Source organism: Paractinoplanes aksuensis, assembly GCF_024137025.1.
GTDB classification, from domain to species: Bacteria; Actinomycetota; Actinomycetes; order Mycobacteriales; family Micromonosporaceae; genus Actinoplanes; species Actinoplanes aksuensis.
Map to the genome: position 1 here is coordinate 1 of NZ_JAMYJR010000060.1, position 23,874 is coordinate 23,874.

Consider the following 23,874-nt stretch of genomic DNA (forward strand, 5'->3'; position numbering starts at 1 on the left):
TCAGCATCAAACGCACGGCGGGCATCCTGTCCCACCAAACCACCAAGATCAAATGCTACGACCGGCTGAACTCGCCGTGCTCTGATACTCGCTCTGACGATTGTCACGACCTATCGGTCAGCTGGCTAGGCGGACGCCGACCGGGGGGACGTGGCCCAGCGAGGATTGCAGGGTTCGGCTTATGTCGGCGCCGACGGCCCACAGGGCTCGGACTGCCTGTTGGTCGTCGCGGCGGGATACGTCGAGGGTTACTGATACTGCGGCCACCACCTGCAGTGGGCCGCCCAGGGTGATCGGGACGGCGTACGTTCGGTAGCCTTCGACGCACTCTTCGTGTTCTTCGGCCCAGCTGCGGTCGCGGATCGAGGCGACCTGGGCTCGTAGTTGTTTGCTGGTTTTGACGCTGTGCCGGGTGCGGGGAGTGACCTGGCCCTGGTCGAGCAGGGACATCGTGTGTTCGGCCTCGGGGCTGTGGGCCAGGAAGAGTTTGCCGGAGGCGCTGAACCAGATCGGCATGCGCATGCCGGCCGCCGTGCTCATGCGGGTGTCGCGGCGGCCCGCCAGGCGTTCCAGCAGCAGGCTGTCGTGGCCGTCGCGCACCGCCAGATGGACCGCCGCCTTGGTGACCGAGTGCAGGTCGAGCAGGGCGGGGCGGGCCAGGCGGCGCAGGTTGGCCGGGCCGGGCACCAGCTGCCCGAGTTCGAACATGCGCCAGCCCAGCTGGTAGCCGTCGGCCACCCGGTCGAGCAGGCTCAGCTCGACCAGCTCCTGGGCCAGGCGGTACGCGGTGGCCTTGGGGATGCCGGAGCGGCGGCTGAGGTCGGTGAGGCCCAGCGTCGGGCGGTTGCCGTCGAAGGCCGACAGCAGCAGCTTGGCCTTGCCCAGCACCGAGGGCGGGTGGCTGTTCGGCATCGCGGCCTCCTCGTGTTGTCCACTTGGACAACAGCGATTCTGATCCCGACCGGGGGCCGGTGTCCAGGGCTGGATGTAAAACCTCGGCAACTTATGTTTCCGCTGGGTGCGAGCTTGGACCGCTCACTGGACCCTGTTGTTACGCCGTCTCGACGCCGGTGGCGACACTGTCCGGCATGGCGAAGAGCGAGATCACCGTCGATGATCCTGCTATGACTGACGCGCACGTTCCCCGGCAGGTCGACGCCGGGCGGGCCAGCACGCGGGAGCAGTTGCTCGACGCGGCCATCCACATTGCCGGCTCCCTGGGGCCGGACAAGGTCACCTATCGCTCGGTGGGCGCGCAGGCGGGCATGTCGCACAGTCTCGTCCGGTTCTATTTCGGCACCCGGGAGGCCCTGCTCAGCCAGGCCTTCGAACGGGCCGCGCGCCGTGACGCGGCCGAGGCCGGACTGTTCGCGCGCGACCTCGAGTCGTTCGCGGCGGGGCTGGTCCGCACGATCAGTGAGGGACCGGACCGGCAGCTCATCCAGTACGACTATCTGCTGCGGGCCGTGCGCGGCGGGGGTCCGCTGGGGCCGGTGACCGAGCTCTACGACTACTACATCGACCAGGTCGCCGGCACCCTGGCCGGGCTCGGCATCGACGACCCGGACGGCACCCTGGCCACCCTGGTCTTCGCCGCCCTGGACGGGCTCGTGCTGCAGCATGCGATCTATCGTCGGGGCGAGCGCACCGAGCAGGCCCTGGCCGAGCTGCGCCGGGTGCTGGCCACTCGGGTGAAGTAGGCGGTCCGGTCACCAGACCTACCGCATTGTCCGGCCGAGGGCTCGGGGCGAGGGTGAGCCCCATGAACATCATCGGGTACACCGACCGGCTCAGTTACCGGCCCGGCGAGACTGTTCACGCCCGCTTCAGCACCACCGCCGACAGCTTCACGGCGCGGCTGGTGCGGTTGTTCAACGGCGACCCCCACCCGCTCGGCCCGGGCGTGGACATCCGGGACGTCGCTTCGCCGCTCGACGGGCAGACTTTCGCGGGCCGGGTGCAGCCGATCCGGGCCGGCTCGTGCCTCGCGATCGCCGAGTCGCCGCTCGACGGCCGCGACGTACATCTGAGCTTCTGGGCCCGGCCCACGCTGGTCCCGTGCCCGCACCCGCAGACCCTGGTCGCGCTGGGGGACACGGTCGAGCTGGCCATCACCGCCGAGGGGCGCTGGGCGCTGGGAACGGCGGAGTCGGCCGGTGCGGTCGACCCGCAGCGGTGGTATCACGTCACGCTGACGGTCGGCGGTGGCACGGCCCGCGCGGTCATCTCGTCACCGCACCTCGATGACGTCGACCTGTCGGTGGCGGCCGAGCAGCCGGAGCGGCTCGGGCTCACGTTCGCGGCCCGCCCGGACGGCGACTGGTTCACCGGCTTCTTCAACGGGCGCATCGAGTCGCCGGTGCTCGAGGGCCTGGCCGAATGGGACTTCGGCCCTTCCCGTACGCCCCGGCAGGTCGCCAACCGGCTCGGTGCCACCTTCGCCGGTCGCACCCACAACTTCCCGCTGCGGGCCTGCCTCGGCCACGCCGGCGCGGGTGACGACGCCGACCCCCGGCTCAGTCCCGAGTCGTACCGGACCATCCACTTCCACGACGACGACCTGGACGACGCCCGCTGGTCCGACGACCTGACCCTCGACCTGACCGGCGACCTGCCCAGCGGCGTCTACGGCGTCGCGGTGACCGCGGCCGACGGCACCGAGGACACGTTGCCGTTCGTGGTGGCGCCGCTGGAACCCACCGCACCGGTGCTGCTCGTGCTGCCCACGCTGAGTTACCTGGCCTACAGCTGCGAGCACGTGATGGCCGACCCCGGTTCGCGCGACTATCTCAGGGGCGTCGGCGTGGCCGACGTGCCCGAGTTCGGCGGTAACAAGCACGACCGCTATCTGCTGGCCGAGGGCCTGCGCAGCCTTTACGACGTACACACCGACGGTTCTGGGTATTGCTTCACCTCGACCCGGAAACCTCTGCCCAACGTGCGGCACGACCACCGCTGGGCCGCCGTCGCCGGTGGCGACACGTCGGCCCACCAGTTCAGCGCCGACCTGCACATCGTGGCCTGGCTGACCCAGCAGGGCTACGACTTCGACGTGGTCACCGACGAGGAGGTGCACGCGGGCGGGGCCGAACTGCTCGGCCGCTACCGCGTCGTGCTGACCGGTAGTCACCCCGAGTATCCGACGACAACGATGTTCCGGGCCTACCAGTCCTATCTCGACACCGGTGGGCGGCTGATGTATCTGGGCGGCAACGGTTTCTACTGGGTCACCGCGATCGACCCCGAAGAGGGCCACACCATCGAGATCCGGCGGACGGCCGGGATCCGGGCCTGGCAACCGGAACCGGGGGAGTGGCATTTCCTGACCACCGGCGAGCTGGGCGGCCTGTGGCGCACGCGGGGCATCCCGCCGCAGCGACTCGTCGGCGTGGGCATGGCCTCGCAAGGCTTCGACCTCAACCGCCCGTACGACGTGAAGGTCGATGTGGCCGACCCGCGCTGGTCGTTCGTGTTCGAGGGTACCGAGCGGCCCGGCGACCGGATCGGTGACTTCGCGTCGATGGTGAACGGCTCGGGCGCGGCCGGCGTCGAGATCGACCGGGCCGACACCGCGCTCGGCACCTCGCACGACGCCGTGATCCTGGCCTCGGCGACGGGCTTCAGCCGGTCGTACGGGCTGGATCCGATCGAGGTCGCGCTGCCCGACGGCTGTTACGACGGGCCGACCAGCGACAAGGTGCGGGCCGACCTGGTGCTCGAACCCAAACCGGAGCAGGGCGCCGTCTTCTCGGTGTCGAGCATCGCGTGGTGCGGCTCGCTGCTCGTCGACGGCGGGAAGAACGACGTCTCCCGGATCACGCGCAACGTGCTGCAGACCTTTCTGACGCAAGACCGGCTGCCCTTCAACCACAACTGAGAGGACACGGCCATGCGCCATCCTTTGTTCGACGCCCTGACCGCCGACGAGATCAGCCGGGTGGCGGCCGCGATCCGGGCCGAGGGGATCGGGGGGACCCGCCCCGGCTTCACCTCCGTGTTCACCGACGAGCCGGACAAACACCAGCTGCGGGCCGGGCAGACGCCGCCGCGCCGGGCCCGGGCGATGATTCTCGACCGGGACACCGCCGGCACCTTCGACGTGGTCGTCGACGTGGACGCGGGCAAGGTCGTCTCGAGCACCCCGATCACCGACGGCTCGGCCCCCGTGCTGCTGCAGGAGTTCGAGCTGGCCCCCGAGCTCATCAAGCAGGACCCGCGCTACCGCGAAGCGCTGGCCAAGCGCGGCATCACCGACATGGACAAGGTGCAGATCGATCCCTGGGGCGTCGGCAACATGGGCGACGTGCCGGTCGACGGTCGCCGCATGGCCGGGTCGGTCTCGTACTACCGCCACTTCCCGGACGACAACGGGTACGCCCACCCGATCGAGGGCGTCGTGGCCGTCGTCGACCTGCAAGCGCGGCAGGTCGTGGCCGTACACGACTTCGGCGTACGCCCGATGAACCCGCTCGAAGCGAACTACACGGCCGACGCCAACCAGCCGATGCGTACGGACATCGCGCCTCTGGAGATCACCCAGCCCGAGGGGGTCGGGTTCCGGCTCGACGGGCCCGAGCTGACCTGGCAGAAGTGGCGCTTCCGGATCGGCATGCACCCGCTCGAAGGGCTGGTGCTGCACGCCGTCGAGTACCGCGACGGCGAGGACTACCGCTCGATCATGCACCGCGGCTCGCTGGCCGAGATGGTCGTGCCCTACGGCGACCCGTCGTCCGAGCACTTCTGGCGCAGCGCCTTCGACGTCGGCGAGTTCGGGCTGGGCAAGCTGGCCAACTCGCTGCGGCTGGGCTGCGACTGCCTGGGCGAGATCGTCTACATGGACGCGGTGCTGGCCGGCGAGGACGGCGAACCGGTGACGATCGAGAACGCGATCTGCATCCACGAGGAGGACGACGGCATCCTCTGGAAGCACACCGACTGGGTGACCGGGAAGGTCGACGTCCGCCGCTCGCGCCGGCTGGTGGTCAGCTTCATCGCCACCGTCGGCAACTACCACTACGGCTTCTTCTGGTACTTCTACCAGGACGCCTCGATCCAGATGGAGATCAAGCTGCTGGGCATCGTGCAGACGCGCGCGGTGGCCGAGGGGGAGCCGACGCCGCACGGCACGCCGGTCAGCGAGAACCTCGTGGCGACCTACCACCAGCACCTGTTCTCGTTCCGCCTCGACATGGAGGTCGACGGCTGGCAGAACACCGTCGTGCAGAACGACGCCTACAGCCCGCCGGTCGGCCCGGAGAACCCGCACGGCAACGCGATCGGCGTCCGCCGCACCGTGATCGGCACCGAGAACGCGGGCGACTGGGTCACCAACACGCAGAGCTCCCGCAACTGGACAGTGGTCAACCGCGGCAAGACCAACCGCTGGGGTACGCCCGTGGGGTACAAGTTCCTGCCGGGCTGGAGCTCGGCGACCATGCTGGCGCAGCCACCCTCACTGATCGCCGAGCGCGCCGGGTTCGCCACCCGCAACATGTGGGTGACCCCGTACCGGCCGGACGAGATGCGGTCGGCGGGGGAGTACCCCAACCAGAGCCGCTCGGGCGACGGCCTGCCCCGATGGACGAAGCAGGACCGGCCGACCGAGGACACCGACGTCGTGCTGTGGCACACCCTCGGCGTCACCCACATCCCGCGGGCCGAGGACTGGCCGGTCATGCCGGTCGAGAAGGCCGGGTTCCACTTGCTGCCGGTCAACTTCTTCGACCGGAACCCGGCGCTGGACGTGCCGCCCACCGAGGCGAAGCGCTGCCACTGATGGGCCGCCTCACCACCGCGGTCGCCGTCGCCTGCGTGGGCCTGCACGTCATCGTGCTGGCCCGCGGCGGCGCCGGGATGCTGGCCATGACGGCGCCGATGCTGACCCTGTCGGCGCTGTGCCTGCTGTGCGCGGTCCGGGCCCGCGACCACGTCGAGCACCTGACGATGGTCGCCACCGCCGTCGCCATGGCCGGCCTGCACCTGCTCACCGGCCACGACGACCCGCTCATGCAGGCCGCGGTCGGCCTGGCCGGGGTGCAGGCGGTGCTCGCCCTCGTGGGCCTGCGGACCGGTCACCGGAACGCCACGCGAGCCATCCGGCCCTTCGCGCTCGACGATGCGAGGACCCCCACCGAAGGGATCCGTTGACGTGACCCACGAAGACGCCACGGCCCTGGCCGCGCTCGTCGCCACCGGCCAGGCCAGCCCGACCGAGCTGGTCACGGCCGCGATCGGGCGGATCGAGGAGCTCGACGGCCGGCTCAACGCGGTCGTCCACCGCCGGTTCGAGCAGGCCCTCGAGGAGGCGGCCGGGCCGCTGCCGGACGGCCCGTTCCGCGGTGTTCCCATCGTGCTCAAGGATCTGCGCAGCGGCAGCGCCGGCGACCCCGACTATCAGGGCAACGCCTTCCTGCGCGATGTCGACCACCGTGCCGCGCACGACGCCCACGTGACGGCTGGTCTGCGGCGGGCCGGGTTCGTCATTCTCGGACGCACCAACACCCCCGAGTTCGGGCTCGTATCGACGACCGAACCGAAGGCGTTCGGCCCGACCCGGAACCCGTGGGACCTGACCCGCTCGCCGGGCGGGTCATCCGGGGGCTCGGCCGTGGCCGTCGCCACCGGGATGGTGCCGCTGGCCCAGGGCACCGACGGCGGCGGCTCGCTGCGCATGCCGTCCGCGCACTGCGGGGTGTTCGGCTTCAAGAGCAGCCGGGGCCGGGTCAGCGCCGGACCCGACGAGGGCGACGCGCTGGCCGCCCACAACGTCTACGGCGTCATCACCCGCAGCGTGCGCGACAGCGCGGCCGTCCTCGACGCGATCGCCGGCGAGCACAGCGGCGACCCGGTGGTGGCGCCGCGCCCGGCCACGACGTTCCTCGACGCCGTGACTGCCGCGCCGGGCTCGTTGCGGATCGGGGTGATGCTGGTCGACGACGTGAACGGCTACCCGGTCGACCCGCGGGTGAACGCGGTCGTGCGGCGGATGGCCGACCGGCTGACCGCGCTCGGCCACCGCGTCGAGGAGGCGTACCCGGCCGCGATGACCGACCCCGCGTACCTCGAGCACTGGCTGGGCCTGCTCAGCCCCAGCGTCACCGTGCTGATGGACGACCTGGCCGCCCAAGCCGGGCGGCCGTTGCGCCGCGACGAGTTCGAGGAGGTGACGTGGTGGTGGGCCGATCAGGGGGCGAAGGTGTCCGCGGCCGACTACGTACGCCACGAGACCTGGCGCGACGACTTCCGGCGCCGGATGGCCGCGTGGTGGACCGGCGGCTTCGACCTGCTGTTGAGTCCGGTGGTGCCCAACCCGCCCCCTGAGCTGGGCGTCTTCGACGGCCCGGACGGGATCCGGAAGTCGATCGACATCCTCTGCTTCACGCCGCAGTTCAACACCACCGGCCAGCCGGCCATGGCGGTGCCGGCTTCGCTTCCGTCGGAAGGGCTCCCGATCGGCGTGCAGTTCGCTGCCGCCTATGGCCGCGAGGAGTTGCTGTTCTCGCTGGCCGGGCAGCTCGAGGCCGCGCACCCGTGGACCGGGGCATGATCACCGGACCGGCCGACCGGCACATCCGCGCGGCCGCCGATTACCTGGCCCTGCCTCTCTCCGAGGCCGACATCGCTGTCCTGCAGGCCGAGATCGCGCCGATGATCGAGCTGCTGGGCGGGCTCGACGCCATGGTCGAGCCGCTGCCGCCGGTGCGATATCCGCGTACGCCCGGCCACCGCCCGGATCCGGCCGACGACCCGTACAACGGCTGGGCCGTACGCACCGAGATCATCGGCGCCGAAGGCGGTCCGTTGGCCGGGCATCGCATCGCCGTCAAGGACACCGTGAGCGTGGCCGGGGTGCCGATGACGGCCGGATCGGCGACGCTGCAAGGCTTCGCGCCCGACTTCGACGCCACCATCGTGACCCGCATCCTCGACGCGGGCGGTGTGCTGGCCGGCAAGGCCAACTGCGAGTACTTCTGTTACGGCGCGGGCAGCCACACCAGCGCCCACGGCGTGGTGCGCAACCCGTGGGACCCCACCCGCTCGGCCGGTGGGTCGTCGTCGGGCAGCGCGGTGCTGGTCGCCTCGGGCGCGGTCACGATGGCCGTGGGCGGCGACCAGGGCGGCTCGATCCGGGTGCCCGCCGCGCATTGCGGCATCTACGGGCTCAAGCCGACCCACGGGCTCGTGCCCTACACGGGCGTGATGCCGGTCGACCCGTCGATCGACCACGTCGGGCCGATGACCGCGACCGTGGCCGGCAACGCGCTGCTGCTCGACGTGCTGGCCGGGCCGGACGGCCTCGATCCGCGCCAGATCGGCGTACGCCGGGGAAGGTATTCGGACGCGGTGGCCGGGGGCGCCGAAGGGCTGCGGATCGGGGTGCTGGCCGAGGGATTCGGGCAGCCGCGGTCCGAGCCGGGCGTGGAAGAACTGGTCCGCGCGGCGGTCGACCGGCTCGCAGCGGCCGGGGCCACCGTCGTCGAGGTCTCCGTGCCTCAGCACCGCACGATGATGAGCGTCTGGGCGGCGATCATTCTCGAGGGCACGGTCCAGGTCGCGATGCTCGGCAACGGTGGTTGGCCGGGCATCACCGGGCTCAACCAGACCGCGCTGATGCGGGCCCACTCGGCCTGGCGGCAGCGTGCCCACCTGCTGTCGGCGCCCATCCAGACCGGGCTGGTCGCGGGCCACTACCTGCGTGAGGTCTACGGGGGCGTCTACTACGCCAAGGCGCAGAACCTGGTCCGGGTCGCGCGCCAGGCGTACGACGCCGCCCTGGCCGACGTCGACGTCCTCGCACTGCCCACCGTGCCGTTCGTGGCGCCCCCGCTGCCCACCGGGCGCAGCCGGGCCGAGATGTCGTCCCCGGGCTTCGATCCGGTCGTCAACACGGCCCCCTTCGACTGCACCGGGCACCCCGCCTTGTCCGTGCCCTGCGGGCTGAGCGAAGGACTGCCGGCCGGTCTGATGCTCGTCGGCCGGCACTGGGACGAGGCGACGCTCTACCGCGCCGCAGGCGCTCTCGAACGGGCCGGCGACTGGCGTGAGTGGCGGTCCGGTGGGCGGTCCGAACGCGTTGATCCGGCCCGGCCCCCGACCGAAGATCAGGCATCGCTAGCTGGGAGGACAGTGTGACCGAGAAGCTGTTGATCGCCGGGGAGTGGGTGCCGGCCGCCTCGGGCGCCACGAGCACCACGTACGACCCGTCCACCGCCTCACCGCTGGCCGAGTTCGCCGAGGCCGGCCCGGCCGACGTCGACGCCGCGGTGGCCGCCGCCCGGTCCGCGTTCGAGGACCCGGCCTGGCGCGACCTGACCCCCGACGCCCGCGGGCGCCTGCTCTGGAAGGTCGCCGACCTGATCGAGCGCGACGCGGCCGCCATCGCCGAGTTGGAGACCCGCGACCAGGGCCAGCCGATCGCCATGTCGACCGGGGTCAACGTCACCCTGGCGGCCCAGGTGTTTCGCTACTACGCGGGCTGGGCCACCAAGATCGAGGGCAAGCTGTCCTCGGTCTCGGTGCCGGACACGCTGCACTACACCCGGCGCGAGCCGCTCGGCGTGGTCGGCCTGATCACCCCCTGGAACTTCCCCTTCGCCATCGCCGCCTGGAAGCTCGCGCCCGCGCTGGCCACCGGCAACACGGTGGTGCTGAAGCCGGCCGAGCAGACGCCGCTGAGCACGCTGCGGCTGGGCGAGCTGTGCGTCGAGGCGGGCATCCCGGCCGGTGTGGTCAACGTGCTCACCGGCGGACCCGAGGCGGGGAAGGCGCTGGTGGCCCACCGCGGCGTCAACAAGATCTCGTTCACCGGCTCGACCGAGGTCGGGCAGCAGATCGCGGCCGCGGCCGCCATCGACCTCAAGCGGGTCGGGCTCGAGCTGGGCGGCAAGGCGCCGAGCATCATCACGCGCGGGGCCGACATCGACGCCGCGGTCATCGGGAACCTGCAGGGCGCGCTGTTCAACACCGGGCAGGCGTGCGGGGCGTACACCCGGTTCTACGTCGACAGCAAGCGGGCCGACGAGTTCACCGAGAAGATCGCGGCGGCCGCGCAGACGCTCAAGGTCGGGCCGGGCCTCGACTTCGACACGGTGCTCGGCCCGCTGGTCTCACAGGAGCAGCTCGACCGGGTGGCGGGCTACGTCGACGGTGGTGTCGCCCAGGGCGCCCAGCTGGTCACCGGGGGCGGCCGCGCTTCCGGCCCGGGGCTCGACGCGGGCTACTTCTTCAGCCCGACCGTGTTCTCCGGCGTGCGCGACGACATGACCATCGCCCGCGAGGAGATCTTCGGGCCGGTTTTGTCGATCTTCAGTTACGACGACGAGGACGAGGTCGTGGCCCGGGCCAACGCCACCGACTACGGGCTGGCCGCGGTCGTCTGGACGCACGACCTGACCGAGGCCCACCGGCTGGCCGCCCGCATCCAGGCCGGCACGGTCTTCGTCAACCAGCTGCCGCTGATCGACCCGGGCGCGCCGTGGGGCGGGTTCGGGCTGTCCGGCTGGGGGCGCGAGATGGGCACGTTCGCGCTCGACGAGTTCACCGAGACCAAGGGCGTATGGGTCAACCTGGCCCGGTGACGGCCGTGCCCGGGCGGCCTCGATCCGGCCCGCCGGCGGACGGGACCGAGCAGCGTCGACCCGGCCCGCCGGTGGACGGGACCAGGCGGCCTCGATCCGGCCCGCCGGTGGACGTGTCCGGGCAGCCTCGACCCGGCCTGCCGGCGGACGGGACCGGGCTGTGTCGACCCGGCCCGGCGGCGGATGTGTCCGGGCGGTCTCGATCTGGCCCGGCGATGGACGTGTCTGGGCGGTCTCGATCTGGCCCGCCGGTGGACGTGTCTGGGCGGTCTCGATCTGGCCCGGCGATGGACGTGTCTGGGCGGTCTCGATCTGGCCCGCCGGTGGACGTCACCGGGCGGCCGGAGACGCTCGTCGACGTGCTCACCCGGCGCGCCGAGGACGACCCGGCCGCGGTGGTGGCGACGTTTCTGGGCGAGGGCAGCATCACGGTCGGCGAGCTGATCCACGGGGCCGAGCGGGTCGCCCGGCAGCTGTCCTCGCCTGCCCTCGGCCTCGGCCCCGGGGCGGCGGTGGTCACCTGTCTCCGCCCCGGGACCGCCCTCGCCACCGTCGTCGCGGGAGTGGCCCGGGCCGGGTGTGTCGAGGTGCCGGCCGCCCTCGACATGCCCGGCTGGGGCGGGCCCCGCGCCGAGGTGCCGGCTGCCCTCGACACGCCGGGCTCGGGCGGTCTCCGGGCCGCGGTGGCGCTGCTCGGCACCGGGGCCTTGGCCGCCAACCCGGCGCTGGCCACGTTGGCCCCGATCGTGTTGACCGTGGACGACGGCGGTGGGCCGGGAACGCTGGACGAGCTGAGGCCCGGACCGTTGCGCCGGCCGCCCGAACCCGGTGATCCCGCGCTGGTGCTCAGTACCTCGGGCACCACCGGCCGGCCCAAAGGGGTGCTGCTGCCGCACTTCGCCGGGGTCCGGCACGCGCGGCGGGTGAGCGACTCGATGGGGTACGGCCCGGGCGACGTCCTCTACAACGCGTTCCCGTGGAACCACGTCAACATCCGGCACACCGGGTTGCTGGCCGCCCTCGTCAGCGGGGCGCGGTTGCTGGCGGTGCCGCGCTTCTCGGCTTCGGCGTTCTGGGCCACCTGCAGGGCCGAGGGCGTCACCGCGTTCAACTTCATGGGTGCGGTCGCGGCTATCCTGCTGCGCGGGCCGGGCGACCGCGATCACCAGGTGACCCGGGCCTATGGCGGGCCGGCGCCGCGGTGGCTGGCCGAGCAGTTCCTCGACCGGTTCGGGGTCGAGCTGGTCGAGGCGTACGCGTGCACCGAGCTCGGCGACGTCACGTCCAACCGCTTCGGCGACCGGGCGTTCGGCACAGCCGGAAAGACCCTTCCCGAGTACGACGTGACGGTGCGCGACAACGACGGCCGGGCGATCACCGAGGGCGAGATCGGGGCGATCACCGTCCGCGCCCGCCAGCCGCACATCAGCACGCTCGGCTATACCGCTGTCGACCAGCCGCCGCCGGAATGGATCACTACGGGGGATCTCGGGCGGTTCGACGGCGACCGCCTCGTCTTCTGCGGGCGGCACTCCGACGTGGTCCGGCGGCGTGGCGAGAACATCTCGGCCTGGGACGTCGAGACGGTCGTCGGCGCGATGCCCGGTGTCCGCGAGGCCGCCGCGGCCGGCGTGCCCTCCGAATTCACCGAGGAGGACCTGCTCGTCGCCGTCGCCGGCGAGGTGACGGCCGAGGACGTGCACGCATGGTGCCGCGACCGGCTGCCCCGGCACGCGTGGCCGCGCTACGTCGCCGTGCTCGACGCCCTGCCCCGCAACGCCGCCACCAAGGTCAGCAAACCCGCCCTGCGCGCCCCGGCCGTCGTGGCCGCCGCCACCGATCTCGAACATTTGAGGCGCGCGCCCGAAGAACATCTGGCGGCCACGCCCGAGGAACGTCTGGCGGCTTCGCCCGAAGAACATCTGACGGCCACGTCTGAGGAACGTCTGGCGGCCACGTCCGAGGAACGTCTGGCGGCTTCGCCCGAAGAACATCTGACGGCCACGTCTGAGGAACGTCTGGCGGCCACGTCTGAGGAACGTCTGGCGGCTTCGCCCGAAGCGCGTCTGGCGGCTACGCCCGAAGAGCACCTGACGGCCACGCCCGGAGAACACCTGGGGCGAATGCCCGGAAAGGAACGCTGATGCGAGTCCTGGATCTGACCGACGAGTTGGGCGCGGCCGCCGTCCGGGCCCTGGTGGGTCTCGGCGCCGATGTTGTGCGGGTGCCTGCCGTTCCGGCCGATCGGGCCGCCGCGCTGCACTGGTACGCCGGCACCCGCCTCGCGGCCGACGGCCCGGGCGTGCTCGATGCGCTCGCGGCCGAGGCCGACGTCGTCGTCGAGAGCGGGCCCGTCCGGGCGCTGCGCGGCGTCACCGCGGACGGTGAGTCCCGCTGGCCTGACCTGGTCCACGTGGTGGTCACGCCGTTCGGGCTGACCGGGCCGCGCCGCGACTGGTTGGCCGACGACCTCGTGGTGGCCTCGGCCGGCGGCATGACCTGGCTCGGCGGGCGGGCTGAAGGGCCGCCGAAGCCGCCTCCGCGCGAGTCCGCCCTGCAGGTTGCGGGGGCGCAGGCGGCCATCGGCGCCTATCTCGGCCTGCTCGCCCGCGACCGTGACGGCCTCGGGCAGCTGGTCGACGTGTCGGCCCAGCAGGCGGTCGCGGCCACCCTCGAGACCGGGGCCATCGCCTGGATCCACGGCGGTGCCTTCCCCCGGCGGACGGGCGGGGTCTACGGCCACGTCGCCCACCGGGTGTTCCGGGCGTCCGACGGGGCCGCGGCCGGCGGCTACTCGGGCAGCAACCGCATGTGGACCGACCTGCTGGCCTGGATGGTGGAGGCGGGCGAGGCCGAGGACCTGACCGACGAGAAGTACGCCGACGCGGTGTTCCGTTGGAACGCCCGGCCGCACGTCGACGAGGTGGTGGCGCGCTTCGCGGCCCGGCGTACGGCGGCCGAGCTGGGCGCCGAGGGCCGGCGGCGCGCACTGCCGTGGGCCGAGGTGAGCCGGGCCGACCAGCTGGCCACCAACGAGCAGCTGCGCGCGCGGGACTTCTTCGTCGAGGTGGACGGGCTCACCGACGTCGGCTACGCCGTCCGCCTGCCGGGCCTGCCGTCGCCCCGCGCCCTCGCCGCCCCGCAGCCGGTGGCCGAGCCGGTCACCTGGCGCGAGCCGCGTCGCCCGGCGCCCCCGGCGGCGACGTCCGACCGGTCCGCGCTAGCAGACCGGCCCGCGCTAGCAGACCGGTCCGCGCTAGCAGACCGGCCCGCGCTAGCAGACCGGCCCGCGCTAGCAGACCGGCCCGCGCTAGCGGACCGGTCCGCGTCGTCCGACCGGCCCGCGTTGGCCGGGCTGCGGGTGCTCGACCTGACCTGGGTGCTGGCCGGGCCGTACGCCACCCGGCAGCTCGCCGATCACGGCGCCGACGTCATCAAGGTCGAGTCGATGCACCGCCAGGACCCGACCCGGTTCGCGCCCTCGATGCGGCTGCGGCCCGGGGCCACCCACGACGATGGCGGCTACTTCCTCAACTTCAATCGCGGGAAACGCTCGATCGCCGTCAACATGCGCACCGCCGAGGGACAGGAACTGGTCCGACGGCTGGCCGCCACCTGCGACGTCATCATCGACAACTACAGCCCCGGCACGATGGCCAAGTGGGGCCTGGACCACGCGTCGCTCGGCCGGCCCGACCTGATCGCCGTCTCGATGTCCGGGGTCGGCCAGGACGGTCCGTGGCGCAACGCGGTCACCTTCGCCGACACCCTGGCCGCGATGTCCGGCCTCACCCACGAGACGGCCGACCCGGGCGGCGACCCGCAGGGACTGACGTTCGGCCTGGGCGACATGGTGGCGGCCAACGCGGCTGTGCTGGCCGTGCTGGCATTGCGGGCCGAGGGCCGGGGCGGCTTCGTCGACCTGTCCCAGCTCGAGGCCATGGCCGCCGCGATGGGCCCGGCCGTGCTGGAACAGCAGCTCGGCGCTCCGGCCACCGGCGCCACGCCCGAGCACCCCCACCGGCTCGCCGACCGGGTACCGCACGGCGTATACCCCGCGCGCGGCGACGACCGGTGGGTGGCGATCGCCGTCACCGACGACGCCCAGTGGCGGGCCCTGGCCGACCTCGCCGGCATTCCGAGCGCCGACGTCGCTGGCATTCCGAGTGCCGACGTCGCTGGCATTCCGAGTGCCGACGTCGCTGGTATTCCGAGTGCCGACGTCGCTGGTATTCCGAGCGCCGACCTCGGCCGGGTTGAGCGAAAGGCCGACGAGGACCGCATCGACGCCGCGCTGGCCGCCTGGACCGCCCAGCGGGACGCCGCCGAGGTGGCCGAGCAGCTGCAGTCGCACGGCATCCCCGCCGCCGTGGTGGCCACCGGCGAGGACCTCACCGAGCACGACCCGCAGCTCGCCGCGCGCGGCTTCTACCCCGTGCTGCGGCACCCTCTGGCCGGCGCCGTCCGGCACGAGGGCACGGTGCTGCACCTGTCCCGGACCCCCGCCCGCGTCGACCGCCCGGCCCCGCTGCTGGGCGAGCACACGAGCGAGGTTCTCACCGAACTGCTCGGCGGCGTCACCGTCGAGCCGACCGTCCTGGAGTGATGCCGTGACCTTCCTCAACGTCGACGTGGCGGCCGGGGTCGCCACCGTGGTGATCGACCGCCCGCCCGCCAACGCCGTCAACCCGGAGCTGATCGACGAGTTCCTGACCGTCCTGCCCGGTCTGGCCCGCGATCCGGCCGTACGCTGCCTCGTCCTGACCGGCGTGGGCCGCTTCTTCATCGCCGGGGCCGACATCGCCGTGATGCGCGACCTGTCGCTGGACAACCACGTGCGGATGCGCCGCTGGATCGAGGTGCAGCGCCTGCTGGAACTGGCCCCCAAGCCGGTGGTGGCCGCCATCAACGGCCACGCCCTGGGCGGCGGGGCCGAGCTGTCGCTGGCCTGCGACCTGCGCATCGCCGCCGCGTCGGCCGGGTTCGGCTTCCCCGAGATGCAGCTCGGCCTGTTCCCGGGCGCCGGTGGCAGCCAGCGCCTGCCCCGCCTGCTCGGCCTGCACAAGGCCAAGCTGCTGATGATCGAGGGCCGCCGCCTGACCGCCGTCGAGGCCCTGGAACTCGGCCTGCTCGACGAGGTGGTTCCCGACGAGGACTTCCCGGCCGTGGTGGCCGAGCGGGCCCGTGACCTGGCGGCCAAGCCGACGGCCACGATCGGCCTGCTCAAGACGTCGATGCTGGCCGGCGCGCCGCTCGACATCGAGGGCGCGATGGCCGTCGAGTGGGAAGCCGTCCAGCAGGTCATCGCCTCCGACGACGCGGCCGAGGGCCTGCAGTCCTTCCTCGACAAGCGAAAGCCGACCTTCCAGGGGCGGTGAAAGTATGGAGGCATGCAGCGACCGCATCGGGTGGTAGTCCTCGTCCTCGACGGGGCGCTCCCGCTCGACGTCGGGATCGGGGCCGAGGTCTTCCATCCCGAGACCGGGTTCCCCTACGAGGTGTCGACGTGCGGGGTCACGGCCGGAACGGTGCCGGCCCACGGGGACTTCGGGTTCGCGGTCCCGCGCGGCCTCGACGCCCTGGCCGAGGCGGATACGGTCCTCGTTCCGGGGTACGCCCCGCCCGGCCGGCCGATCTCGGTCAAGGTGCGCGAGGCGCTCCGGACCGCCGCCGGCCGCGGGGCCCGGATCGCCTCGATCTGCTACGGCGCCTTCGCCCTGGCCGATGCCGGCCTGCTCGACGGCCTGCGCGCGACGACGCACTGGGACGCGGCCGACAAGCTCGCGAAGCGGCATCCGCAGATCACGGTCGAGCCGAACGTGCTCTTCGTCGACGAGGGAGCCGTCCTCACCTCGGCCGGGGCCGCCGCCGGGCTCGACCTGTGCCTGCACATCGTCCGGCGCGACCTCGGCGTGGGCGCGGCCAACGAGATCGCCCGGGGCCTCGTCACCGCGCCCTACCGCGCCGGGGGTCAGGCCCAGTACCTGCCGAGGACCAACTCGGCCGCCGCCCAGGGCGAGACCCTGGCCGCGACCCGCGAATGGGCCCTGAAGCGGCTCGACCAGCCGCTCACGATCGCCGGGCTCGCCGCCCACGCGCGGATGTCGCCTCGCACGTTCCTGCGCCGCTTCACCGAGGAGACGGGCAGCACTCCGCTGCAGTGGATCCTGCGGGCCCGGGTCGACACCGCCCGCGAACTGCTGGAGAGTACGAGGCTGTCGATCGACCACGTCGCGCGCGAGGTCGGCCTGGGCACCGCCTCGAACCTCCGCCTGCACTTCCGCCGGCTGCTGGACGTGTCGCCCACCGAATACCGCGCCACCTTCGCCGGGCGAAACAAACCCTAGGCGACCTCGATCGCCACCTTGCCGCGGATCCCGTGGGCCCGCCGGTTCTCCGAGATCTCGTGGGCCTCGGCCAGGCGGTCGAGCGGCAGCGTCGCACCGATGACCGGCTTGACGAGTCCGCGCTCGACCAGCGCGGTCAGCGCGTCCAGCTTTCCGCGGTTCTGCCGGGTGAAAACGAAGTGGTAGGCCGCGTTCTTGTCCCAGGCCGCGATGAGGTTCTGCGGCTGCGCGAGGTCGACGATGCTGACGACCCGTCCGGCGTCGGCCAGGGTCAGCGGGCTCCGGGTGAGCGCGTCGCCGCCGATCGTGTCGTAGACGACGTCGACCCCCTGGCCGCCCGTCGTCCGGGCCACGGCCTCGACGTAGTCCGTCGTGTAGTCGATCGTCTCGTCCGCGCCGAGCGAGCGGACGAACTCGTGGTCGGCGGTCTTGGCGGTGGTGAGGACCCGGGCCCCCATCGCCTTGGCGACCTGGATCGCGATCGTGCCGACCCCGCCCGCGCCGCCGTGGACCAGGATCGTCTCGCCCACGGTGAGCCGGGCCCGTGTCACCAGGGACTCCCAGACCGTTCCGCCGACAAGGGTCAGGCTCGCCGCCTCGAGGTGGCTGAGGTTGCGAGGCTTGCGGCCGACCAGGTCGACGTCAGCCACGTGCTGCTCGGCGTACGAGCCGGGGCCGCCGAAGATCCGGGGCGTGTAGTACACCTCGTCGCCGGCGCGGAACTCGGTCACGTGCGACCCGGTTTCCTCGACGACGCCGGAGATGTCGTGCCCGATGATCGCCGGCAGCGGCACCTGGTCGGCGTAGTCGCCGCGACGGATCTGGAAGTCGAGCGGGTTGACGGCGGTCGCGTGAACGCGCACCCGCACCTGGCGCGGTCCCACCTCCGCCACGGGCACGTCGCGCAACTCGAACGCGTCGACCCCGCCGAATCGGGTGAGCACCACGGCCTTCATCAGATCAGTCATGACACTCAGAGTCGCGCGCCCGAAGTACGTCATCCAGTGGCGGCAATGCCAATATCCGCGAGGATAGTGACAGCCCCTACAGCCCCTCGACGAACGGGGTGTCCACGCCCAGCTCGCCCACCTTGCGGGAGCCGCCCGGGTTGCCCAGGGGCTCGTCGCGGCCGGGCAGGGCCAGGGTGAAGAAGTTGCGGGAGTCCTCGACGAACTGGGTGCGGGCCTCGTCGCCGCGGGCCTTGCGGTCGACGAAGATGGCCTCGACCGGGCACTCGACCTCGCACGCGCCGCAGTCGATGCACTCGGCGGCGTTGATGTAGCTCTTGCGGTCGCCGACGTAGATGCAGTCGACGGGGCAGACGTCCATGCAGGCCCGGTCGTTGACGTCGACGCAGTCCTGACCGATCACGTACGGCATCGCAGTCTCCTAGACGGTTTCGGTGGAGTGGCCGGGGAACAGCGCGGCCTCGGGGTCGAGCTCGACCGCGGCGTTGTTGACCGCCGTGGCCACCTCGCCGAAGCCGACGGACATCAGCCGCACCTTGCCCGCGTACTCGGTGACGTCGCCGGCGGCGTAGACGGCGGTCAGGTTGGTGCGCATCCGCTGGTCGACGACGATCGTGCGGCCGGACAGCTCGATGCCCCAGTCGGCCATCGGGCCCAGGTTCGAGATGAAGCCCAGCGCGGCGATGACGCTGTCCGCCTTGACCAGCTCGTCGTCCAGGCGGACCTGGGACACCCAGTCGTCGCCCAGCACCTCGGTCACCTCGCAGTTGACCCGGAAGGCCACGCCGGCCCGCTCGGCCTCGGCGATCGAGGCGGCGTGGGCCCGGAACCGGGCCCGCCGGTGCACCACGGTCACGCTGCGGGCCAGCGGCACCAACGCGTTGGCCCAGTCGATGGCGCTGTCGCCGCCGCCGACCACCACCACGTCGCGGTCTGCGTGGGCGCTGAGGTCGGGCACGAAGTACGACAGGCCGCGGCCCAGGAACTCCTCGCCGGCCGGCAGCGTCCGCGGGGTGAAGGTGCCGATGCCCGCGGTCAGGATGACCGCGCCCGCGTCGATGACGGTACCGTCGGACAGCGTGAGCTGCGGGCGACCGGTCTCGTGGGCGAGCCCGACCGCCTGCCGCTCCAGCAGGTAGCTCGTGCCGAACGCGTCGGCCTGGGCGGTCAGCCCGTCGACCAGCTCGCGGCCGGTGACGGCGGGCAGGCCCGCGACGTCGCGCACGACCTTCTGCGGGTAGAGCGCGGCGATCTGCCCACCGAGCTGGGGCAACGCGTCGACCAGGACGGTGCGCAGGCCGCGGAAGCCGGCGCAGAACGCGCCGTACAGGCCGGTCGGCCCGGCGCCGACGATGGCCAGGTCCGTGTTGATGGTCGTGGGTGGCATGGGCTGACGGTAGGAATCGCCGGGCACCGTGCCGATCCCGCTGTACCACTGAGTGGACCGTGGACCGCTGAGCGGAACGCGTTTCGGTGGGTGGACTCCTGTGCTGTGGCCGGCCCGCGATCGGTGGTTCTCTCCCCTCACTGAACAGCAAGAGGGGAGACCATCCATGGTCGCAGAATCCGCGCCGCGCACCCCGCGAGCCGAGCGTCCCCGGCGCTCACGCCGTGGTCGCCTGCCCGGGCGCCAGGACTGGTCGAGCTGGCCGCACTACCAGGCGGCCGCCGCCGGCTTCCGCGGCTACTGGTACCCGGTCGCGTTCTCGTCGCAGATCACCGGCAAGCCGACCGCCGTCACCCTGGCCGGCGAGCGGATCATGGTGATGCGGGACAACGGCACGGTGTACGCGCTCAAGGACCGCTGCCCGCACCGCGGTGTCCCGCTCAGCTACGGCAGCCAGCAGTTCCCGGGCACCGTCAGCTGCGTCTACCACGGCTGGACGTTCGACTTGAAGACCGGTGACCTGGCCGCGGCCATCACCGACGGGCCCAACTCGCCGATCTGCGGCAAGGTCACCCAGCCCACGTTCGAGGCGGCGGAGCGTCTGGGCATGGTGTGGCTGTTCGTCGGCGACGGCGAGGACGCCCCGCCGATCGACGAGCAGCTGCCCGAGGAGCTGGTCGGCAACGCGGCCGTGGTCGGCGTGCGGATCCAGCCCCGCGAGGGCAACTGGCGGTTCGCGGCCGAGAACGGCTACGACGAGGGCCACGCCAAGTACCTGCACCGGACGGCGCTGTGGCGGCTGTTCAAGGCGATGCCGGTGCACAACGACACCCGGATCGTGAAGCGCGGCCGCTGGATCTACCGCGTGCAGGACAACCAGTACTGGGAGGCCGACTTCCCGGGCCTGGGCAAGTGGAGCGGCAAAGCCTGGTACAAGATCGATCCCACGCGCAAGAACAAAGAAAAGGTCAACAGCAACATCGGCAACACCGGCGGCGCGGCCAAGATCAACGAGGTCATCGCGGCCCAGGAGTTCCCCGGCTTCGCGTCGATCTCGATGCCGGGCGTGCTGCGCATCGCCTACCCCGGCTTCATCCACTACGAGTTCTACGTGCCGGTCGACGCCGACAACCACCTGTACGTGGGTGTCATGGTCAACTTCGCCGAGGGCCTGGCCACCCTGCCCTTCTACGCCAAGTATCTGGGCGCGATCCGCTGGCTGTTCCACGGCCAGTTCTCGGGCCAGGACAAGTGGATGGTCGAGGTGACCGACGCCCCGCCGGAGCGCCTCTACCGCCCCGACGACTCGCTGCTGCAGTGGCGCAAGCTGGCCGAGGACGTCACCGAGGAGCGCCTGGAGCAGCTCAAGGGGCAGGGCATCACGGAGGCGGACGCGCGCCCGGAGGTCACCCGCTGATGGGCGAGATCGTGCTCGGCGTCGCGGCCTCCCACTCGACGCTGATGAACACCCACTGGGACAAGGTGGCCGGCATCGACCGGGCCGAGCGTTTTCGGGATGCATTAGAAGAAGCTCGCGACGCCATCGCCGAGGCCCGGCCGGACAACGTCGTCATCATCGGTTCCAACCACTTCCGCGGTTTCTGGCTCGACCTGATCCCGTCGTTCACGCTCGGTGTCGACGAGGTGATCGCGGCCGGTGACGGCGGCACCCCGAAAGGCCCGCAGAAATCGGATCCGGTGTTCGCGCAGGCGCTCGCCGAGGATCTGGTCGAGCGGGGGACCGAGGTCGCGATCAGCGCCAAGATGACGATCGACCACGGGCAGAGCCACGCCGTGCAGTACCTGCTGCGCGACCTCGACGTGCCGGTCACCCCACTCGTGATCAACGTCTTCGCCACGCCGCTGCCGACCGTGAAGCGCTGCGTCGAGCTGGGCGGCAACATCGCCCGCGCGATTGAGCGCAGCGGCCAGCGCGTCGTGGTCGTCGCGAGCGGTGGGCTGAGCCACCAGCTGCCCTGGCCCAGCCGCTGGCAGGACCCGGACGGCGACGACGAGGAGTTCCTGGTCGAGGCGTGGCGCAACGGCCGCGGCGAGTGGGAGAAGTACGACAAGCGCCGCCGCGAGATCATCGTCGGCGCCCGGCCCACCCTGTTCCCCGAGTTCGACGAGGCCTTCCTGGGCCGGCTCGACCGGGGCGAGCTGGGCCACTACACCGACTGGACCACCGCGCGGATCGGCGAGGAGGCCGGCAACGGCGGCCAGGAGATCCGCACCTGGCTCACCATGGCGGCCGCGCTCGGCTTCGCGCCGGGGGAAACCTTGGCCTACAGCCCGATGCCGGAGTGGCTGACCGGCATGGGCGTCGGCGTGATCCGTCCCGAGGCCGCCGGAGGGCCCGGCGCGGAGCGTGATCGGTGAGCGAGCTGCTCGCCGAGGTACTGCGCCGCATCACGCCCGAACGGCTGCGAGCGGCGGCGGTCGCCGTCACCTCGATCCCGAGCCCGACCGGACGGGAGGCGACCCTCGCCGCCTGGCTGGCCGACCAGATGCAGATGTCGGGAATTTCCGGACAGGTACAGCGGATCGACGACGATCAGGCCAACGCCGTCGGCCGCGTCGGAAGCCGCCGTACCGGACGCGACCTCATGCTCTACGCCCCGATCGACACGCTCACCACCGGCGATCCGGCCGAGGACGTGCCGTGGATCGGGCCGGAGTTGCGACCGGACATGCGGCCGGAGGCGATGGCCGACGGTGACTTCGTGCAGGGCCTGGGCGCCGGCAACCCCAAGGGTCACGCCGCCTGCGTCCTGGTGGTCGGTCAGGCGTACGCGGAAGCGGTCGAGGCGGTCGAAGCCGAGCCGAAGGGTGATCTGGTGCTGGCTTTCGGCGCCGGCGGCATGCCGACGAACGCGATCGGAAGCGGACGAGCGAACACCGGCCACGGCGTCGGAGCGTCGTTCCTGCTCGAGCGCGGCTGGTACACCGACCACGCGATCATCGCCAAACCCGGTGACTTCGTGGCGTACGACGAGGTCGGCCTGTGCTGGTTCGAGCTGACGGTCAAGGGCATTCACACGTACGCGGGCAGTCGCCACCGCCTGGCCTACGAGAACCCGATCGTCACCGCGGCCGAGCTGATCGTCCGCCTCGAGCGATGGCTGGCCGGCTTCCCGGCCCGGCACCGCACGGCCACGGCCGCCCCGCAAGGCATCATCGGCTCGGTCGCCGGCGGCTGGGAGCGGATGCTCGCCGTGACCCCGGCCGCCTGCCGCATCCGCTTGGACATCCGCCTGGCCCCCGGCCAGACCCCATTGGCCGTACGCCGGGAACTCGAGGCCTTTGTCGGTGCCGACGCCGAGTGCGAGCTGGTGGCGCACATCCCGGCCACCACCACCGACCCCGGCAGCTGGGTGATCACCGAGACGATCCGCGCGTGGGAGGCGGCGTCCGGCCGGCCGCACGCGCCCGTTCCGGACAACAGCGGCGCCACCGACGCCAACATCCTGCGGGCGCGCGGCATCCCCACGGCCCGGGTCGGCATGCCCAAGGCGCCGCTGCCCGGCATCGACTTCGCGCTCGGCATGAACACCGTGCAGGTGACCGAGATGCGGCGGCTCAGCGAGGTGCTGGCCCGCGTCGCGGTCGCGAACTCCGAGGAGGAACGATGACAGCAGCACCCGAAGGCAAGTACGCCGACGCGGGCGGGGCGAAGTACCACTACCTCGACCTGGGCGAAGGGCTCGACACCGTCTTCCTGCACGGCGGCGGCCCCGGCTGCACCGGCTGGAGCGACTTCGGCCCGGTGGCCGAGCTGTTCGCGGCCGACCGCCGGGTGGTCATCCCCGACATCCTCCAGTACGGCCGGTCGGAGAAGGTGCGCATCACCGGCCCGATGTGGGACTTCCACGCGGCCAGCCAGGTCAAGCTGCTGGACGCGCTGGGCATCGAGCGGGCCGACTTCGTCTGCAACTCGTGGGGCGGCACGATCGCGCTCAATTTGGCCGCGAAACACCCCGATCGCGTACGGTCGCTGGTCGTCACCGGCAGCATGCCGGTCTTCTACGGCCCGCTGGCTCCGCTGCCCGAGAACGGCCACCGCGGCCGGACGGCGCGCGACGTCTACTACGGCGGCGAGGGCCCGACCCGCGAGAAGATGCGGCAGCTCATCACCCGCCTGGAGTGGTGGGACGCCGCCGCGCTGCCCGAGTCGACGCTCGACATGCGTTACGAGCAGAGCCTCGATCCGGAGGAGCGCGCGCTCGCGGCGATGAGCGACTCGCCGCGCGGCGACTGGCAGGACCTCACCGCCGAGCTCGGCCAGGTGCAGGCGCCGGCGCTGTTCATGTGGGGCCGCGAGGACGCGTTCCTCACCCCGGACTACCCGATGATGCTGGCCCGCATGGTGCCGAACGGGAACCTGCACGTGATGGACCACGTGTCCCACCACCTGCAGGAGGAACAGCCCGAGCGCTACCACGCCATCGTCGCCGCGTTCCTGAACGACTGCGCCCGCCGAGAAGAGGTTTCCCAGTGAAGATCATTTTGTGGTTGACCGGCGCCGCCCTGCTGGTGGTGGCCGGCCGCGAGCTCGCCAAGCGCAGCAACACCCAAGTCCACCGCATCAACCAGCC

At 71.9% G+C, this 23,874-nt stretch carries 19 protein-coding genes; 15 read left to right on the forward strand and 4 right to left on the reverse strand.

The window, feature by feature from the left end; translation table 11 throughout:
• Positions 1–117 precede the first annotated feature (117 nt).
• Positions 118–912: an IclR family transcriptional regulator gene (locus M1L60_RS43755; protein WP_253243528.1), complete on the reverse strand. Its 795-nt coding sequence runs from the start codon at positions 910–912 to the stop codon at positions 118–120.
• A 212-nt stretch (positions 913–1,124) separates the two neighbouring features.
• On the opposite strand from M1L60_RS43755, the gene M1L60_RS43760 reads away from it, so the two are divergent.
• From M1L60_RS43760 to M1L60_RS43810, 11 genes are all read left to right on the forward strand, one after another.
• Positions 1,125–1,700, forward strand: a complete 576-nt coding sequence (locus tag M1L60_RS43760; protein ID WP_253243529.1) for a TetR/AcrR family transcriptional regulator — start codon at positions 1,125–1,127, stop codon at positions 1,698–1,700.
• Positions 1,701–1,762: 62 nt separating this feature from the next.
• Positions 1,763–3,877 carry a N,N-dimethylformamidase beta subunit family domain-containing protein gene (locus M1L60_RS43765; protein ID WP_253243530.1) on the forward strand — a complete coding sequence of 705 codons (2,115 nt, stop codon included), beginning with the start codon at positions 1,763–1,765 and terminating at the stop codon, positions 3,875–3,877.
• A 12-nt stretch (positions 3,878–3,889) separates the two neighbouring features.
• Positions 3,890–5,776, forward strand: a complete 1,887-nt coding sequence (locus M1L60_RS43770) for a primary-amine oxidase (protein WP_253243531.1) — start codon at positions 3,890–3,892, stop codon at positions 5,774–5,776.
• Positions 5,776–6,147, forward strand: coding sequence for a hypothetical protein (locus M1L60_RS43775; protein ID WP_253243532.1), 372 nt, complete (start codon positions 5,776–5,778; stop codon positions 6,145–6,147). Before M1L60_RS43770 ends, M1L60_RS43775 begins: the two co-directional genes overlap by 1 nt.
• A gap of 1 nt (position 6,148) precedes the next feature.
• Positions 6,149–7,546, forward strand: a complete 1,398-nt coding sequence (locus M1L60_RS43780; protein WP_253243533.1) for an amidase — start codon at positions 6,149–6,151, stop codon at positions 7,544–7,546.
• The gene (locus tag M1L60_RS43785) at positions 7,543–9,132 is read left to right on the forward strand and encodes an amidase (protein ID WP_253243534.1); all 1,590 of its coding nucleotides are present in this window, start codon (positions 7,543–7,545) and stop codon (positions 9,130–9,132) included. The genes M1L60_RS43780 and M1L60_RS43785 overlap by 4 nt, the downstream gene beginning before the upstream one ends.
• Positions 9,129–10,577, forward strand: a complete 1,449-nt coding sequence (locus M1L60_RS43790) for an aldehyde dehydrogenase family protein (protein WP_253243535.1) — start codon at positions 9,129–9,131, stop codon at positions 10,575–10,577. Before M1L60_RS43785 ends, M1L60_RS43790 begins: the two co-directional genes overlap by 4 nt.
• A 323-nt stretch (positions 10,578–10,900) precedes the next feature.
• A complete protein-coding gene (locus M1L60_RS43795; RefSeq protein WP_253243536.1) occupies positions 10,901–12,721 on the forward strand; it encodes a class I adenylate-forming enzyme family protein in 1,821 nt (606 codons plus the stop codon).
• Positions 12,721–15,183 carry a CaiB/BaiF CoA-transferase family protein gene (locus tag M1L60_RS43800; protein ID WP_253243537.1) on the forward strand — a complete coding sequence of 821 codons (2,463 nt, stop codon included), beginning with the start codon at positions 12,721–12,723 and terminating at the stop codon, positions 15,181–15,183. Before M1L60_RS43795 ends, M1L60_RS43800 begins: the two co-directional genes overlap by 1 nt.
• Positions 15,184–15,187: 4 nt before the next feature.
• Positions 15,188–15,955, forward strand: a complete 768-nt coding sequence (locus tag M1L60_RS43805; protein ID WP_253243538.1) for an enoyl-CoA hydratase/isomerase family protein — start codon at positions 15,188–15,190, stop codon at positions 15,953–15,955.
• A 12-nt stretch (positions 15,956–15,967) separates the two neighbouring features.
• Entirely contained in the window at positions 15,968–16,924 is a 957-nt protein-coding gene (locus M1L60_RS43810) for a GlxA family transcriptional regulator (protein ID WP_253243539.1), read from the forward strand.
• Here M1L60_RS43810 and M1L60_RS43815 read toward each other — a convergent pair.
• The 3 genes from M1L60_RS43815 to M1L60_RS43825 all read right to left on the reverse strand — a co-directional run bounded on the left by M1L60_RS43815 (position 16,921) and on the right by M1L60_RS43825 (position 19,279).
• Positions 16,921–17,892: a zinc-dependent alcohol dehydrogenase family protein gene (locus tag M1L60_RS43815; RefSeq protein WP_253243540.1), complete on the reverse strand. Its 972-nt coding sequence runs from the start codon at positions 17,890–17,892 to the stop codon at positions 16,921–16,923. The two genes, M1L60_RS43810 and M1L60_RS43815, sit on opposite strands and share 4 nt — an antisense overlap.
• A 76-nt stretch (positions 17,893–17,968) precedes the next feature.
• The gene (locus tag M1L60_RS43820; RefSeq protein ID WP_253243541.1) at positions 17,969–18,304 is read right to left on the reverse strand and encodes a ferredoxin family protein; all 336 of its coding nucleotides are present in this window, start codon (positions 18,302–18,304) and stop codon (positions 17,969–17,971) included.
• A gap of 9 nt (positions 18,305–18,313) precedes the next feature.
• Positions 18,314–19,279 carry an NAD(P)/FAD-dependent oxidoreductase gene (locus M1L60_RS43825; protein ID WP_253243542.1) on the reverse strand — a complete coding sequence of 322 codons (966 nt, stop codon included), beginning with the start codon at positions 19,277–19,279 and terminating at the stop codon, positions 18,314–18,316.
• Positions 19,280–19,445: 166 nt separating this feature from the next.
• On the opposite strand from M1L60_RS43825, the gene M1L60_RS43830 reads away from it, so the two are divergent.
• From M1L60_RS43830 to M1L60_RS43845, 4 genes are read left to right on the forward strand one after another with little or no spacing between them, the layout of a single operon-like run.
• Positions 19,446–20,696 (forward strand): Rieske 2Fe-2S domain-containing protein, encoded by a 1,251-nt coding sequence (locus M1L60_RS43830; protein WP_253243543.1) that lies wholly within the window; start codon positions 19,446–19,448, stop codon positions 20,694–20,696.
• Positions 20,696–21,658, forward strand: coding sequence for a DODA-type extradiol aromatic ring-opening family dioxygenase (locus M1L60_RS43835; protein ID WP_253243544.1), 963 nt, complete (start codon positions 20,696–20,698; stop codon positions 21,656–21,658). Before M1L60_RS43830 ends, M1L60_RS43835 begins: the two co-directional genes overlap by 1 nt.
• A complete protein-coding gene (locus M1L60_RS43840; protein WP_253243545.1) occupies positions 21,655–22,911 on the forward strand; it encodes a peptidase dimerization domain-containing protein in 1,257 nt (418 codons plus the stop codon). The genes M1L60_RS43835 and M1L60_RS43840 overlap by 4 nt, the downstream gene beginning before the upstream one ends.
• The gene (locus M1L60_RS43845) at positions 22,908–23,777 is read left to right on the forward strand and encodes an alpha/beta fold hydrolase (protein WP_253243546.1); all 870 of its coding nucleotides are present in this window, start codon (positions 22,908–22,910) and stop codon (positions 23,775–23,777) included. Before M1L60_RS43840 ends, M1L60_RS43845 begins: the two co-directional genes overlap by 4 nt.
• The last annotated feature ends 97 nt before the right edge of the window (positions 23,778–23,874 follow it).